Source organism: Cupriavidus sp. 2KB_3, from assembly GCF_052115685.1.
GTDB classification, from domain to species: Bacteria; Pseudomonadota; Gammaproteobacteria; order Burkholderiales; family Burkholderiaceae; genus Cupriavidus; species Cupriavidus campinensis.
In genome coordinates, this window is record NZ_JBFRHD010000014.1 from 162,210 (window position 1) to 177,989 (window position 15,780).

The window sequence follows — 15,780 nt, forward strand, 5'->3', positions numbered from 1 at the left end:
ATCGAGCGTCCACCGCCATATCCGCCACGCCATACCGTTGCACAGACCCTGCATGGGCAGCACGCGACGGCTACTGCTAGCCTGCCTCGCCCTTCATCCCGATGCCGCTGGCTTGCAAGGCGGCCACCGCCTCGAACAGGCACCTTGCGATCGGGGCAGGCAGGCCCGCCGGCGCGAACAGCCCACTCCAGTTGTCGAGCACGAAGCCGGGCGGAAGCGATTCGGCCAGCGTCGGCACTTCCGGAGAATGCGTGGAACGCACCGCCGCGGACACCGCTAGCGCGCTTACCTGTCGCCGCTTCCGAACCGCATGATCGACCTGCTCACAGCGAAGTCGGCGTGAGCAACTTCTCGCCGAGCCCGGCTTGTCGTCTCCATTAGGTCCGGCCGGTTGCGGAAGCTCGCACGCCGCATGCTGCAGAATCATGGTTTCACTCTGGTCACGTCGACGGCTGCTGGGCTCTACGAGAAGTTCGGATTCACGGCGCTGCACGCGCCGGCTGCCACATGGAAGTGCTGGACCCTGACGTGTACAGGCGTTCGCACGGCGATGCCCTCACATAGGCTAAACGATAGCCGCCGATGTGGACACCGGCTGCTCTATACGGCACTTCTGCGGCAACCACGTTGCCGCGAAGCCGGGTCACCGTGGCGAGCGGCAAGCCAGCCGGGGTGACTAGAGCATCCCTAGCGTAAACGCCTTCAGGGTCGCCGCAGCACGGGTCGAGCAGTCGAGTTTGCGGAAGATGTTCTCCACATGGGTGCGGACCGTGCTGGGACTGATCGCCAGGACGCGCGCAACTTCCTTGTTGCTGTCGCCGAGGGAGATTCGGCGCAGCACGTCAGTCTCCCGCTCGGATAAATGGATGTTCGGCTTGAGTGCTGGCACGCACGCCTTGTCGCCGCGCACCGCAGAGAGTGTTGCATCGACGACGGCAGCATCAAAGCGGCCCCTCGCTGCTTCCTGGCGCAAGAGGACACTGGCATCGTCGAACGACATGGCTTCGCGCCACGGCCGTCGGGAGCGAAGCGCCACCCAGGCCGTGGAAACCGCCAGTGTTCGTTGCGCCGGCGACAGCGCGTCGCCGCTGGCGCCGCGAAAATAGCCGCCGCCGTCAGTCCGTTCATAGGCGTATGACGCAAGCTCGGCTTCCGCAGCGAGGTCGTTGATGTGTCGGGCGGCACGCAGGGTCCAGTACGGCATCAGCCGAATGCGCTCCCAGTCCGACGCCAGCAGCCTGTCGCGTTTATTCCACAACCGATTGGGCAAGGCGGCCCGGCCAATGCCGTGGATCAGGCCCGCGCGATAGAGACGATCCTGCGAGACGGCATCGAGACCCTGCATGGCAGCGCTCGCCTTCGCCAGTTCCGCGACCTGGCGCGAATGTCCTGCCATCCACGGCAGTTTCAGGTCAACGACGTCGCCCACCACGGTCAACGGCACTTGTGCCTCAGTGACGCTGGCGCCGCCGGCCGCTATGTCCGGCAGTATCACGTCCGCGTCAAGCGCATGGAGCCAGTCTCGCGCATGCTTGCGCAACAGCTTGCCCAGACTCGCCGGATACTTGGCATCGCCGCACGCGGTGATATAGGCCAATGCGTGCTCCAGACCTTTTGCACGGCTGAGAATTTCAAGGTCGCTGGCCAGCGCGACGTGATAAACCACATCAGGCAGGTCTGGATGCTTCATACGGCCAGGCATACCGTTGCCGTCGTAGGTTTCGAAGATATGCCGCAGCCCTGCTTCCACACCCGCGTTCATGCCCAGCATGGCCGCAATATCGCCCGATACCTCGCAATGGATCTGCGCTAACGGAACAATGCGCTGCTGGGTCTCGACATCAAACGCCGGCAACCTGTGCGTCAGCATGGCGTCGCGACCGCCCACATCGTCACCGAGCAGACTCTCGAACCCGGTGGCATTTGCCGTGCATCCGGACCAACGCAAGAGGGCAACATGCACGGCGTCCAGGCATTGCCCTGCCGGCGCCCCCGCCTCCGCGGCCAGCTGTGACGCCAGTCTCGCTGTCCTTGGGGAGTGGTCCGTCGGCTGGCCCATGCTGAGGTCGCCGATGAAAGCCAACCCTAGGATGGCGTCGTTGGGCGGAACATTGATTGCAGTGGCTTGCATCTTGATATGTAGAGGGCGGTAACACGCGGCGCCCCACGCACGGATCGCCCAGGAATGCGCGGCGTGGGTCGGTCAATTGACCGATACCTGGCTATTGCCCGGTTCCGGATACTTGCGGATGTCACGGAAGTCATGTCGTGAAATCACCCGGAGAACCAATAATGCTGAATCGTAACGCCATTTCTCTCGCCCTGGGCGCGCTAGGCCTCGCCGCAAGCGGCGCAGTCTTTGCCGCCGGTAGCGCCGCCTCCGACGTTTCGGTCGTGATCGTACATGGTGCGTTTGCCGATGGCTCGGACTGGGCCAAGGTTATTCCCTTGCTGCAGGCCAAGGGAGTCAAAGTTCAGGCTGTCCAGAACGGACTGAATTCGCTGGCCGATGATGTCGCCACAACGCGCCGCGCCATCAACAACCAGAACGGGAAAGTGGTGCTGGTAGGCCACTCGTGGGGTGGTACCGTCATTACCGAGGCTGGCAACAACGACAAGGTTTCTGCCCTGGTCTATGTGGCCGCATTCGCGCCCGGCGCCGGCCAGTCGACGGAAGAGCTTGGCAAAGGCTACCCGACCCCGCCCGGTATCAAAAAGCTGGTCGCCGACACCGACGGTTACCTGACGCTGCCACCCGCGGCGGTTGCGAGCGACTTTGCGCAGGATGTGCCGGTCGCGCAAGCCCGGGTCATGGCGGCGACGCAGGGTCCGATCCAGGCAAAGTCGTTTGGCGAGAAAGTCCATGCCGCAGCCTGGATTACCAAGCCATCCTGGTACATCGTCAGCGAAAATGATCGCATGATTCAGCCCGAACTTGAAAAGGCGATGGCGAAGAGGATTGGGGCCAAGGTCACGAGCCTTCCGACCAGCCATGTGCCGCAGCAGTCGCGTCCTGCTGACGTGGCAGAGGTAATCTTCGACGCCGTCAAAGCCAGCACAAAATAGGCGCGAATCTGGTAGCGCGGCTATTCCCTACCAAATCGTAAGATCTTGCGAGCCGACCTTTCCCTGGGAAGCATGCATTGCCTCGGAGACGGTCGGGGCGGCCTTCAGACGACGACAGCGCCATGGACTGTTGCTCGCGCCCTGTCCAGGTCGCGCCGCGGCGACAGTCCGTACAGCCGTCTGTATTCGCGGCTGAATTGCGACGGACTTTGATAGCCCACACGATAGCCGGCACTACCGACGTCCAGTCGCTCCACAAGCATGAGGCGACGTGCCTCATGCAATCTGAGTTGCTTCTGGAACTGCAATGGCGTCATGGCAGTGACGGCGCTAAAGTGGTGATGAAGCGATGAGACGCTCATGCCAACGTAGGTCGCCAGCTCTTCGACACGGAGTTGGAGCGCGAAGTATTGACGCAGCCAGGCGACGGCCTTGGCGATCTTGTTGCATGGACTGTCGATCGCCGCGATCCGGAGCAAGAATGGCCCGTGGGGTCCCTGAAGAAGGCGATAGAGGATCTCTTGCTCAATCAGCGGGGCGATCGCCGGAATTTCATCTGGCCTTTCGAGCAGCCGTACCAGTCTGAGCATAGCGTCCAACAATTCCGATGAGGCCTTGTTGACAGCAACGCTGCACGAGCCCCCGCCGCCCGCTACAACCGGAACGTCTACCCGCTTCAGGAGTTCCTTGAGCAGGACGCCGTCAATGGCCATGCCCAGTCCCAAATGTGGGCATCTTGGCGTAGCTTTCGTGACGCGCGAAATCACAGGAACATCCACGGACACAACAAGACAGTCGCCTACCCCGTAGTCAAAGACATGATCGCCGAGTGTCAGGCTCTTTGCACCTTGCGTGACCAAGGCAAAGCAAGGCCATTGAGTCGTGTGCATGGGCTGCGACGGAGACGTCCTGCGATTTAGAAACAGGTTGCCGATAGCGGTGCGGGACTCGCCATCGGTGCGCGTAAATCGGGCAATGATGGAGCTCATCTCCCGATAGTAGTCAGTTGCCTTCAGCACGTTCCTCCCCGGTGTAACGCGAGGCTATGTAGTCACCAGCAGCCACGATTGTCCGTCACGCAGATCATGCGTTCAAGTCCGTTTGCAGAATCGTGCATGAAACCCGGACCATTGGTCTAACTCAAGATCTCCGCCAGGCACCACACTTGCTGACCAGCGGGTTCGCTCATCTGTTTAAAAAAAAATGGAGTCTTATTATGTCCCTTTCTTCATTACCACCGGATCGCAAGGTCGTCCTGATCACGGGTGCCAGCAGCGGCATCGGAGAGGCAACCGCGCGCCATCTCGCATTTCAGAACCATCAGGTCGTGCTTGGCGCAAGGCGCACGGATCGTGTCGAGGCAATCGCCCGTGATATTGAGGCGGCTGGGGGCCGGGCACTTGCGCGGACGCTAGACGTGACAAGTCTCGATAGCATGCGCGCATTCGTTGAAGCGGCGTGTCAAGCGTTTGGCGGGATCGATGTGCTGATCAACAACGCCGGTGTGATGCCTCTGTCGTTTGTAGAAGACCTTTGTATCGAAGAATGGAACCGGATGATCGACGTCAACCTGCGCGGCGTGCTGCACGGTATCGCGGCCGTGCTTCCACTTATGCGTGAGCAGCGATCTGGCCATATCATCAATGTGGCCTCGGTTTCAGCGCATCGTGTCGACCCGACTGCTGCCATCTATTGTGCGACGAAGTTTGCCGTTCGAGCGCTTTCAGAAGGCTTGCGGCAAGAGAGCAAGGAACTGCGCGTGACCGTTGTTAGTCCAGGGCTCACCCGTACTGAACTGTTCGACGGAATTTCTGCGCAAGAGGCGCGCCTGGCGGCGCAGAGCATGGTGGAGCAGGCATCGATTCCGCCGAGTGCAGTCGCAAAAGCCATTGGCTTCGCGATCAGCCAACCGGAGGATGTAGATGTTAACGAAGTGATTGTTCGCCCAACAAGACAGCAGTGATAAAAGACCGTGCCCAGCAAGCGAAGAGAGGGTTGAAATAATGGCGGCAATCGAAATCACGACGTTCAGGCTGATGAAAGGGCATTCAATTGAGGAATTCATCGCTGCCAATGCCGATATTGACATATGGCTGAAAAGGCAACCCGGCTTCAGATTACGCAGGATTGCGGTTCAGGACGACGGAACTATTGTTGACTCGCTGTTGTGGGATTCCACTGCTCAGGCTGAGGAATCGATGCACCGCTTGATGGACGAAATGCGTGATTCCCCCGTTCACGGCATGATCGACCAAAGGACTGTCTCCTGGGGTGTCTCGTCTGTGATGCCATGTCATCCGCCGCGGCTATCCGGTACCGCGGGCAGATGACGCGTGACGGGCCGCCGGTGCCTGCGTCAGACGATGTCGATGACGACCTTGATTCGCGCCGTACCGCCAGTGACCAGCTCGTAGGCGGCTTCCGCCGAGCCCAGATCGAAGCGGCGCGGATCAACCACCGGTCTCAGTTTGCCGGCCTCGGCCAGCCGAGCGGCTTCGCGCAGCATCTCGCCGTGGTGCGCGCGCAGCTTGCCGGTCAGCAAGGGGTAAAGCGTGAATACGCCTGAGTAGGTTGCCTCGCGGAACGACAGCGGCGCCAGCGCATGCGTGCCCCAGCCGAGCGCGCTGACCACGTGGCCGAAGTGCTTCACTGCCGCGAATGACGCATCGAGCGTTGCGCCGCCGACCGTATCGACCACCAGATCGAAGCCTTCACCCCGCGTATGAGCCTTGACATAGTCCTCGGCTGACTGGGTGAGGTAGTCGATCGGCGTGGCGCCGAGCGACTCCGCCAGGTCCCGGTCTTTTGCGCTTGCGGTAGCGAACACGTGCGCGCCCTGCGCACGCGCCAGTTGTACGGCCACGTGACCCACACCACCGGCACCACCCTGTACGAGCACGGTCTTCCCGGCTTGCAGGTGCGCGCGGTCCACGATGCCAGCATAGGCGGTGATGAAGGCGAGCGGCAGCGCCGCTGCCTCGCGCATCGACAGGTTGGCCGGCTTGCGTGCCAGCAGGTCCGCGTCGACAGCCGCGTACTGGGCCAGCGATCCCTGGATGCCGCCCACGCCACCGGTCATGCCGTACACCTCGTCTCCTGTCCGGAAAGCAGTGACGCCCTCGCCAACGGCCTCGACCGTGCCTGCCATGTCGATGCCCAGCACCAGCGGCAACGGGTGCTTCGCATGCGCCGCGCTGCCCGCGCGGATCTTGGTGTCGAGCGGATTCAGCCCGCTTGCCGCAATGCGCACCAGCACCTGGCCGGCGGCGGGTTCGGGACGCGGAACGGTAGTGAGTTCGAGGGGGCCGTTGTGGTGCTTCAGCACCAGTGCCTGCATGGACATCTTGATCTCCTTTCTCGCCCGGGACATGGGATGGGCGTGACGATGACATCATCGTTCATGCGAATTTGCATGTAAATTAACAATGTTGAATAGTTGGCAGTCAAAAATGAATGACAACAGTCCGGATTGGAGCGACCTGCGTATCTTCCTGGCCATCGCACGTGCGGGTACCCTCGGCGCTGCGGCTAGGAAGCTCGGCCTGAGCCAGCCAACGATGGGTCGGCGCATGCGCGCGCTGGAGGCGACGGTCGGCCACATGTTGTTCCATCGGACCCGCAACGGATTCATGCTGACCGAGGAGGGCACTGCCGTACTTGCCTATGCAGAGCGAATGGAGGAAGAGGCACTCGGCCTGACGCGCGAACTCGCCGGAACGGACAATGCACTGACCGGCCTGCTGCGCGTGACGTCGTCGGACTGGTTCGGCATTCATGTGCTGACACCGGTTTTTGCGCGCTTCCTGGCGCAGCACCCACGCGTGTCGCTGGAACTGGTGACGGATTCCCGCCAGTACAGCCTGGCACGCCGCGAGGCCGACCTGGCGTTTCGCATCACGCCGTTCGAGGAGCCTGATGTCATCCAGCACAAGCTGATGCACATGGACTATGCACTGTACGGGCACATCGATCTTGAGGCGCCGCGTGCGGGGGATGGTGATGGCATTGTGCTCATCAGCATGGATAGCGCCTTCGGCACACTGCCTGACGTGGCGTGGACCACGCGGATCCTGCCCAGGGCGAACACGGCGTTCCGCAGTAACAACCGGAGCGTGCAGGCACGCATGTGCGCCGAACGTGGCGGCTTTGCGGTGCTGCCGTGTCCCCTTGGTGACGTCACGCCGGGATTGCGGCGTATCGACCTGGGTGAAGCGCCGCCGGGCCGCGACGTCTGGCTTGGTTGCCACCGCGACCTGCGGCGGCTGGCGCGCTTGCGTGCACTGATGGCGTTGACGATCGAGTGTCTGGGCAAGCCCTGAGCGGACACGCCGTCAACCTATGGGGCATCAGGGGTCTCGCTGCGCCGCGCGATGCACGCGCCGGTAGGCGCGCGGCCAAACGCGGCCTGCGGAGCGTAGCCGCATCACTCGCCCACGGTGGCGACGGGCAGTTCGTCCTGCCGCAACAGCCGGGATCCCCTCGATCTCCTTTCAGTTTGCCGGGTAGCTGGGGACATCCATCGCCGTTTGGCGAGGCGCGGTCCAGATCCTGAATGTCTGCTGCAACAGATTCGTTCGCGCATCCCATCCTCGCCTAGCCAGAGGGTAGGTTCGACCCTCGGCGCCATCTAAATACCCATTTGTAAATTTAGTTACCATGCAGTAGTCTTATTTCCGACATAGTATTTTGGCGCTCCCCGACTGCGACTGATGCATTTCATGCCGGTCGTCCGCTGCGGTTGCCCAAGACACTCCCACTAGATTCCCGGAGGATTTCGCGTGCTTACCAAGTCACCCGTGCGTCACAAGGTCTTGCTCGGCCTTCGGCGCCGCCAACGACGGGGCGTGCTGATACTGATGCTGGCAGGCACTGCTTTCCTTGCGGGCGGTTGCTCCAGTACCCGCCCGCCGGCCGGCTTGGCGGCCGTGACGCCTTTCGAGATACACCGGTATGAAGGCCGCTGGTACGAACTGGCTCGCCTCGACCACGCCTTCGAGCGTGGACTGACCAATGTATCGGCCACCTACACCGCGCAAGCTGACGGCAGCGTGCGCGTGGTTAATCGTGGCTACGCGCACGCAACCGGCCAATGGAAGGAAGCCGTGGGCAAGGCTCTATTTACCGGAGCACCGACCAACGGCTCGCTGAAGGTGTCCTTTTTTGGGCCGTTTTACGCTGGCTACCATGTGGTTGCGCTCGATCCGGACTACCGCTGGGCATTGGTAGTTGGATCCGATACCAGCTACGCGTGGATCCTGGCACGAGACAAGGATCTCCCTGCGGCGCGGCGCGATGCCATCGTGGCGCGGGCGCGGGCTCTAGGTGTCGATACCTCGGCGCTCGTGTGGGTGACACAGGAGCGTCAGGACCCGGCGCCCTGATCGGAACCTTTGGCATGGCATACACGTTGTCTTGCGACCTAGCCGATAGAGCCCAGCGGTTGCGCTGCCGCGGTTTGCCTCTGCAGCGATTGCCGTGGACAAGGCGCCCGTGATCCTCGCCTTGTCGCAGTAGCTACCTCCGACACTCGCTGCTGATTACGCAATCTTCGCGCTCGAACCAGCCGCGAGGAAGCAGCGCCCCAATAACTTGGTCTGCAACTTTAGAGAAAAACGACGGGTTTTTCACTTAGCGAGTTGAAGGAGGCAGTCTATGGCCGCATAAAAAACTAAAACCTATTGGAGCGCTTATTGGTTGGTACAGCTTGGAGAATGATCATGCTACGGTGGATTACAGGATTATGTAGTGCTATGTTGCTTGCCATTACCGTGGGATGCGGTGGCGGCGACGATCCCCCCGAGAACGTCGTGCAGGTGGCCAAAAACGACAGCCGTTTCAGTATTTTCGCCGAAGCCGTTCAGGCAGCGGGCCTGACTGATACCTTGACCGCATCTGGGCCAATTACCGTGTTTGCTCCCACAAACGATGCTTTTTCGGTGTTGCTTGGTGAACTTGGCGTGACCAAGGACCAACTACTGACAAACAAGTCGCTGTTGACAGCCGTACTTAAATATCACGTTGTGTCCGGGCAAGTCCAAAGCGGTGCGATTCCCCTCGGTAAGCCCATCAATCCGGTTGGGGGTGGATTTTTCAAGATCGACAAGATCGGTACCAGACTTGTCGTCACAGATGGGCGCAACCGAACGAGCAATATCATTCAAGCGGACATTGCCGCATCCAATGGCGTCATCCATGTCATCGACAAGGTGCTTTTGCCTGCCGACAAGACAATCGTGCAAACCGCCATTGCCAACCCCGACTTCAGCATTCTGGTGGAGGCAGTGACAGCCGCAGGATTGGTTGACACGCTCAATGCGCCTGGGCCTTACACCGTCTTCGCACCGACCAATGCGGCATTCGCATCGCTGTTGACTGAACTGGGTGTCACCAAGGAGCAACTTCTGGCGAACACACAGTTGCTTACGAAAGTGCTGACATACCACGTGGTGCCCGACTTGGTCCTGAAAGCTAGTGTTCCGCTTAACACGCCGATAAAGACTGTCGAGGGTGAAACGTTCACCGTCGGATCAACCTTAGCGATTACGGACCAGCGTGGCCGCCAGTCGAACATTGTTAGCACTGACGTGCTCTCCTCAAACGGCGTCATCCACGTTTTGGAAAAAGTCATCTTGCCCGCACCCTGAGTGTTATACCGGTGCACGGTCTGTGACCGTGCACCCGACATCAGCATCTACGGCATTGCAGACGGAAAGGGCGGCTCGAAGGCGGCCGAAGGCCGCGTCCGGCTTCTTAAAGGCACATTCACCTTTGATGCGGCGCGTTCCCTACACTGACAGCCTACGATAGAAATTAGGGCGTCTAACGCAACATATACGTGCGTTGATTGCACCGAATATTGAGGCGTACCGCTGCTACAGTTTGAAGCCCGCTGTCGACGATTTTTCGCTGTGAGGACACTATGAAGGCTACAACCCGGGTGACTGCCCTTGCCGCGGCTATATTTGGCGTGGCCACGAATGCATACGCCGCATCGGCCGTTGCCGCCGATACGCGATCCGTAAATGCCCCGGAGATCCCTCTTTCCAAGTTCCCGATCCCCATCGGAGGCACTGAATATCGCGTGCAAGAACACTTCGCTCGCGTCGGGAAGACCGACCCGTTCACTGATAGCTGGTAGACAGGACGGCAGGGACAAGCCGTGTAGACGTTGGGTAATTCTCGCTAGGCAACACGGGCGCCCTCGACTCGAGGCTCGAATATCAGACCCATCTGCTACAAGGCGCCATCGGGCGCAAAGGGCCTTATTTGAGAGACAGACGTGGCTCTATGGTTGAGTACCCTTCAGTAGGACTCGCATGAACGAGATCTACTCGGGGGCACAGACAGCTCGCATACACGCCCTGAGCCAGCGGTGGATGGGATCGGCGTCTAGCCTTGGATGCCAGACAATCGAAACGGTGAAGCAGGTCACGCGCAATGGGAGCGGGAAGCTGAACATGCCCTCGCGCAGTGAAACTGTGTGACGTTCCGGAACGGTTGCTATCAAGTCCGAATGTTTAGCTACCGCCAACGCAGCCGCGAAACCACCCACTGAACTCACAACACACCGACGGACGTCCTCCGGGAGGAACTTCCCTTCCATCGAGTCTTCGTCAAAGCCGCTACGCGAGACAATGATGTGCCGTCCCTCAGCATAGTCTTCGTAGCTGATCTCCGATTGGGCCAGCGGATGTGACGCACTGATCGCGCCGACAAGGCGATCCCTGAAGAGCGCCTGGGTGCGCAACTCTGGTGACATTGAGGCTTCGACCACGGCGGTTTCCAGGTCGATGCGTCCTTCTCGCAATGGGGCGCTGTCCTTGTCCGATTTTTGGAGAAAGTTCAGCCGGATGCCAGGCGCTTCCGCACTGACGCGCGCCAGTAGCGGCGGGCCGAAGTTTTCGACGAATCCGTCGCTTGTACGGATCGTGAAAGTGCGCTCAACCTTCGAGAGGTCCAACGCCTTAGCCGGTCGTAGCAGGCGTTGGCTCTCCTGCACCAGCGAACCGACGCGCTCGCGGAGCTCATCAGCGCGAGGCGTCGGCACCAGGCCACGGCCCGCACGTACTAGCAATGGATCTCCCGTCACTTCCCGCAAACGAGCTAGCGTTCGGCTCATCGCCGAAGAACTGAGGTGAAGGCGCGTCGCAGCGCCTGCGACGCTACCTTCATCGAGGAGGACATCCAACGCAACCAGGAGATTTAGGTCAGGGATCGACATGCCCAAGCCTAACATGACATAGCGTCTAACGCACGAATCACTTGCAATAGTTGCGCCTTCCGCCAGCTGTAAGTTGCTCGTACCATTTACTTAGGCACTAGCAACGGAGCAAGAAATGGCAACAGATACACTGACCTTGACGATGGCTGCGGTACGCGCCGCGTGGGGGCCGCTAACCACAGAATTGGTCGAGGCGTGCCGTACGCACATTGAAGCACTAGCGCATGCTTCACCGGATGAACCATGGCTTGCCGAACTGCACCGCGATCAGCCAGCAAGTCGAGAACTCTATCGCGACCCCACGCACGGCTTCGTCCTTATGGCGCACTTCGAGCGAGCTTCGCTCTATCGTCCGCCACACGATCATGGCCGCAGCTGGGTGATTTATGCCGTCCAACAAGGGGAAAGCGAGATGGGCACTTATGGCCGCGTCGAAACCCCCGACGGCGAAACACGACTCGTCAAGCGCAACTCCACTCTTGTCAAGCCCGGTCAGGCCCAGGTCTACTTACCAGGGGACATCCACGACACGATATGCGTATCGGGACCTGCCCTGCTCTTCCGCTTCACCGAACGTGATCTGAAATGGGAAGATGCTATCGAGAAAAAGATTACGCGGTACGTTCAGCGTAACGGCTTCTGGAGTGCGCCTTGACTGCGCAGGCGGTCGCTGACAGCCAAGACGGTATTGCTGAGCCTAGACGAAGGGGATGTGCCATCGCTTCCGTCCTAGCTGGCATGGTTCTCGTTGTACTCGACGCGGCGATCGCCAATATAGCGCTGCCAACGATCGCAGTCTCCTTGCACGTGACGCCCGCCTCGGCCGTGCAGGTTGTTATTGCATATCAACTTGGTCTAGTGATGATGTTGCTACCCGCGGCGGCGCTCGGAGAAAGCATCGGCTACCGGCGAGTCTTCGTCACTGGCGCAGCGATCTTCACTGCCGCATCGATAGTGTGCGCAGCATCTCCATCTTTGACATGGCTCGTCGGCGCACGTTTCCTGCAGGGCATCGGCGGGGCGGGCATCTTGGCGCTCGGCGTCGCGCTCTTGCGCTCTATCGTTCCGTCACACCGTCTAGGCGCCGCCATCGGATGGAATGCTGTTACGGTAGCACTGTCCTCCGCCGCCGGCCCCACGCTCGGTGCGACGATTTTGTCGTTCGGCCAGTGGCGATGCACCTTTGCTGTGAGCGTACCTATTGGCGTTTGCGTGGTGCTTTGTGCACAAGCATTACCCAATGTGAAGGGAACCGGTCGAGTTGTGGGTCTCACTAGCGTTGCCCTCAGCGCGGGTATGTTCGCACTGTTTTTTATCGGTGCGCAGATTTTGCCTACACAACCCCAGATTGCGCTCCCCCTCATCGTCGCCGCAATACTTCTTGCGACATTGCTCTGGCGGCGCGAGCTTCAGCGCGTTGCGCCTTTGCTCCCCGTGGACCTTTTGTGGCGCCCTTCGTTTCGTTTGTCTGTCATCGCTTCTGTTCTCAGCTTTACCGGACAAGCGGCCGCATTGGTGGCGCTGCCATTTAGTTTGCAGCACGCCTTCGGCCTGCCTCCCTTAGCCGCCGCTCTATACCTGTTGCCGTGGCCCCTGACGGTCGCCATCACTGCCCCATTGGCAGGCCGATTAGCTGACCGGCTACCGACAGCGGTACTTTGCCTCACTGGCGGAATTCTTCTCGCTGTAGGGTTGGCATCGGCAGCATTCGCGCAAGTCGACCGCCACACATTGTCGCTCGGCATTTTTGTGATGCTCTGCGGCGCTGGCTTCGGCCTGTTCAACGTTTCGAACAATCGCAATATGTTCATGTCAGCGCCGCGCGAGCGTAGCGGCGCAGCGGGCGGTCTGCAGAGCGTCGCACGTGTCACAGGCCAGACAATCGGCGCCGTTTTCATGAGCATGCTGCTCACCAGCTATTCCGTGATCGTCGCGACACGGATAGGACTGATGACCGCAGCAATTCTGACCCTCGCTGCAGGCATAACAAGCGTCTTCCGCATGCGTGACAGCGGTGGCTATCTAAACGACTCGACGACACGAGCGGTAGCCATGCATCCTGGGATCTCCAAGTGTCCGATCAGAATACCTCCCCAACCTTGAGTCGGCGGCTTGAACTGGATCTCCACGTCGATGACTATCGAGGCCTGGAGAAAGCAGCGGAGACCGTTGGGCTCTCAATCCGCGAGTATTGCCACTTGGTCGCAATACGATGGTTACGGGAAACATCCGCTGCTCGTAAGCCGACCGTATCGCTCAAGCGGACACTTGAGTTGAAAATGCATCCGGCCGATTACGCATTGGTCGAGCAAGCTGCTCAGGCAGTTGGCTACACCGTGGAAGACTATAGCCGGCTGTCCCTCCATCTACATACCAAGGAGTTCTTGAAAAGCTTGTGAAAATCTGCGTCGACGGTGGAAGTAAGCCAGCTCAATTGCCGCGCGTCGAGCGACAGGCCGACACTCCCGCATGCCTACCGCATCAACACCTCTTGAAAGTACACCATGAACATGTTTCGCACGTTCCTGCAACCTGCAGTTTTCGTAGGCGCCGCTTTGCTGGCGATAGCGGGAGACGCGTGTGCCCAGTACGCAGGCTACAAGACGCTGACGATCGCGGAAGACAAGCCCCTGATAGTGGCCCTCTTCTACCCCACGGCTGTGGCGGACAGGGTTGTACCGATGGGCCCCTGGCTGCCCATCGTTGCCCCGGGTGCCCCGCCCTCCGATATCAAGCTCAAGGGGTTGATCCTTCTTTCTCATGGCACTGGGGGCACCGAACTTAATCACCACAATCTTGGCACTCGGCTGGCGCGGGACGGCTACTTGGTAGCCGCCGTGCGCCACCCAGGCGACAACTGGCAGGACCGCTCGCTCATCATCTCGGGCCGGTACCTTAGCGAACGCCCGCTACAACTGAGTCGGGTGTTGGATGCCCTGCTTGAAAGCCCCGAATGGGGGGCTCGCATTCCGGCCAATCGAATTGGTGCTGTAGGGCACTCGGCAGGCGGCTACAGCGTGCTGGCACTAGCTGGAGCGCAGGCAGATCCGCGACGTTCAGCGGAGCATTGCGCCACGGTCCGGGACGACCAAGGTTATTGCTCCTTGGCCAAGGGCCCCGCCACCGCCGAGACGTCCGGGATGCGCGTAGCGCCAGGCATCAATCCTGTAACGCCGGATGCACGACTGGTATCGGTGCCTGACCGCCGCATAGGCGCCGTGTTCGCGCTGGCTCCCATGGCCATAGTATTTACGCCCGAGAGCCTTGCAGCTATCACCGTGCCCATGCACATCGTTATGGCCGAGCAGGACAACGTACTCAACGGCAAGTACCACGGTGGCTATGTGGGCGCCAGTCTGCCTAGAGCCCAAGCCAGTACAGTGGCCGGTGCAGGACATTTCGCGTTCATGGCGCAACCAACCTTCCCGCTGCCATCTGCGGCGGGTGATGCTTCGGCAAATCCACCGGGCTTCGACCGAGTTGCGTTCTTGCCCAGTCTGGAAGATCATGTCGTCGAGTTCTTTGCGCAGCAATGGCACTGATACCGATCGCCGAACTCCGCGCCGCTGCAGTCACATAGGTGATTGAGAGCACAGGCAAGGCGACACTATGGCAAAACTGGCTGCCTGGCATCTCGTATGGGGTGCCACTGCGTACCACCCGGAGAAGTTGGCAAAGACTCAATTTTAATGTGTGAGGTCACCGCTGAGCAGAGAGAATTAAGTTCTTACCGAAAGGGTCGTAAGTCCTTGATTCTTAGATCGCAGTTTTTTCGACGCTTCGATAAACTTCTTACCGACTCTTCGAGAGCAAACAATTAACTTCTTACTGCCTGGTCCAGGCGGCCCCAAAGGCTCTTTCGGAACTGCTACCTTGCCCGAGTGTGCAAATTTCGTCCGCATCCCCGTTGTGGCGGCCGAAACTTGCCCGGAGGTCGCATGGCGGAGGGCGTGATTCTTGTGCAGTGCAGCGTTGATGGTGCATCTCGTAGGGCGGTGGTGCTGGCCTGAAACGGGAGAGTCGTGAGCAGAGCAGTTGCCGGGTCAAGTCCCGACAAGGTCATTCAGGATCTGTCGAGGTCGGCCATGAGGCGACATACGATTTAACGATCGCCTTCCTGTTCAAGACCATCCGGGACTGTCCGTCAATCAGGACCAGTGCTTGCCTCAGCAGCAAGCCTGCGGGTTTCGCTAGGCATATGGTGCGTGAGTATTGGGGCCTGCTGGCGATGGCAATAACGGATGCCGTACGGGTGCTGTTCGGGGCTACGGCGTAGCTCGATGCTTATCAGCTATCAAGTCTATCGCCCCAAAAGGAGTTCAGTTCTGCACAATTCTTATGGGCATGGATCAGCCCCTTGAATCACCGGACACGGTCGCCCACGTAAAATAGCGGGTAGGCATACGACTGTGTTAATGGGATGGTCGCCCCCGCCTCCGCGAAGCGCGTACGCTACGGAGATCTTTACCGAAGGGGAACCATCATGGAAGACG

Annotated in this window: 14 protein-coding genes; 9 read left to right on the top strand and 5 right to left on the bottom strand. The window is 60.0% G+C overall.

The genetic code is table 11. The features are described from left to right. Positions 1-76 precede the first annotated feature (76 nt). Together AB4120_RS16720 and AB4120_RS16725 are read right to left on the bottom strand one after the other, a co-directional pair. Positions 77-262, bottom strand: a complete 186-nt coding sequence (locus tag AB4120_RS16720; RefSeq protein ID WP_392388549.1) for a hypothetical protein — start codon at positions 260-262, stop codon at positions 77-79. 414 nt (positions 263-676) lie between these two features. Further along, positions 677-2,131, bottom strand: a complete 1,455-nt coding sequence (locus AB4120_RS16725; RefSeq protein ID WP_149138328.1) for an HD domain-containing phosphohydrolase — start codon at positions 2,129-2,131, stop codon at positions 677-679. Between the two features lie 161 nt (positions 2,132-2,292). On the opposite strand from AB4120_RS16725, the gene AB4120_RS16730 reads away from it, so the two are divergent. After that, entirely contained in the window at positions 2,293-3,066 is a 774-nt protein-coding gene (locus AB4120_RS16730) for an alpha/beta fold hydrolase (protein ID WP_149138329.1), read from the top strand. Between the two features lie 104 nt (positions 3,067-3,170). Here the strand turns inward: AB4120_RS16730 and AB4120_RS16735 are convergent, their stop codons facing one another. Further along, on the bottom strand, positions 3,171-4,085 hold the full coding sequence (locus AB4120_RS16735; protein ID WP_441642594.1) for an AraC family transcriptional regulator N-terminal domain-containing protein: 915 nt from the start codon (positions 4,083-4,085) through the stop codon (positions 3,171-3,173). A 146-nt stretch (positions 4,086-4,231) separates the two neighbouring features. On the opposite strand from AB4120_RS16735, the gene AB4120_RS16740 reads away from it, so the two are divergent. Both AB4120_RS16740 and AB4120_RS16745 read left to right on the top strand, forming a co-directional pair. Further along, a complete protein-coding gene (locus AB4120_RS16740; RefSeq protein WP_441642595.1) occupies positions 4,232-5,029 on the top strand; it encodes an SDR family oxidoreductase in 798 nt (265 codons plus the stop codon). 40 nt (positions 5,030-5,069) lie between these two features. Continuing rightward, on the top strand, positions 5,070-5,396 hold the full coding sequence (locus AB4120_RS16745; RefSeq protein ID WP_262389871.1) for a hypothetical protein: 327 nt from the start codon (positions 5,070-5,072) through the stop codon (positions 5,394-5,396). A gap of 26 nt (positions 5,397-5,422) precedes the next feature. Here AB4120_RS16745 and AB4120_RS16750 read toward each other — a convergent pair whose 3' ends face one another. After that, entirely contained in the window at positions 5,423-6,409 is a 987-nt protein-coding gene (locus AB4120_RS16750) for a zinc-dependent alcohol dehydrogenase family protein (RefSeq protein ID WP_149138330.1), read from the bottom strand. Positions 6,410-6,515: 106 nt separating this feature from the next. Between AB4120_RS16750 and AB4120_RS16755 the strand changes: the two genes are divergently transcribed. The 3 genes from AB4120_RS16755 (at position 6,516) to AB4120_RS16765 (ending at position 9,710) form a co-directional block, all read left to right on the top strand. After that, entirely contained in the window at positions 6,516-7,385 is an 870-nt protein-coding gene (locus tag AB4120_RS16755) for a LysR family transcriptional regulator (RefSeq protein WP_149138331.1), read from the top strand. A gap of 537 nt (positions 7,386-7,922) precedes the next feature. Then, complete coding sequence (locus tag AB4120_RS16760) at positions 7,923-8,447, top strand: lipocalin family protein (RefSeq protein ID WP_149139318.1); 525 nt, start codon at positions 7,923-7,925, stop codon at positions 8,445-8,447. Positions 8,448-8,816: 369 nt separating this feature from the next. Further along, entirely contained in the window at positions 8,817-9,710 is an 894-nt protein-coding gene (locus tag AB4120_RS16765) for a fasciclin domain-containing protein (RefSeq protein WP_441642596.1), read from the top strand. A gap of 683 nt (positions 9,711-10,393) precedes the next feature. Here the strand turns inward: AB4120_RS16765 and AB4120_RS16770 are convergent. Then, positions 10,394-11,287: a LysR family transcriptional regulator gene (locus tag AB4120_RS16770; RefSeq protein WP_441642597.1), complete on the bottom strand. Its 894-nt coding sequence runs from the start codon at positions 11,285-11,287 to the stop codon at positions 10,394-10,396. Positions 11,288-11,402: 115 nt separating this feature from the next. Between AB4120_RS16770 and AB4120_RS16775 the strand changes: the two genes are divergently transcribed. The 3 genes from AB4120_RS16775 to AB4120_RS16785 all read left to right on the top strand — a co-directional run bounded on the left by AB4120_RS16775 (position 11,403) and on the right by AB4120_RS16785 (position 14,829). After that, positions 11,403-11,942: a hypothetical protein gene (locus AB4120_RS16775; RefSeq protein ID WP_149138333.1), complete on the top strand. Its 540-nt coding sequence runs from the start codon at positions 11,403-11,405 to the stop codon at positions 11,940-11,942. Beyond that, a complete protein-coding gene (locus AB4120_RS16780) occupies positions 11,939-13,390 on the top strand; it encodes an MFS transporter (RefSeq protein WP_262389872.1) in 1,452 nt (483 codons plus the stop codon). The genes AB4120_RS16775 and AB4120_RS16780 overlap by 4 nt, the downstream gene beginning before the upstream one ends. Positions 13,391-13,791: 401 nt before the next feature. Continuing rightward, positions 13,792-14,829, top strand: coding sequence for an alpha/beta hydrolase family protein (locus AB4120_RS16785; protein WP_149138334.1), 1,038 nt, complete (start codon positions 13,792-13,794; stop codon positions 14,827-14,829). The last annotated feature ends 951 nt before the right edge of the window (positions 14,830-15,780 follow it).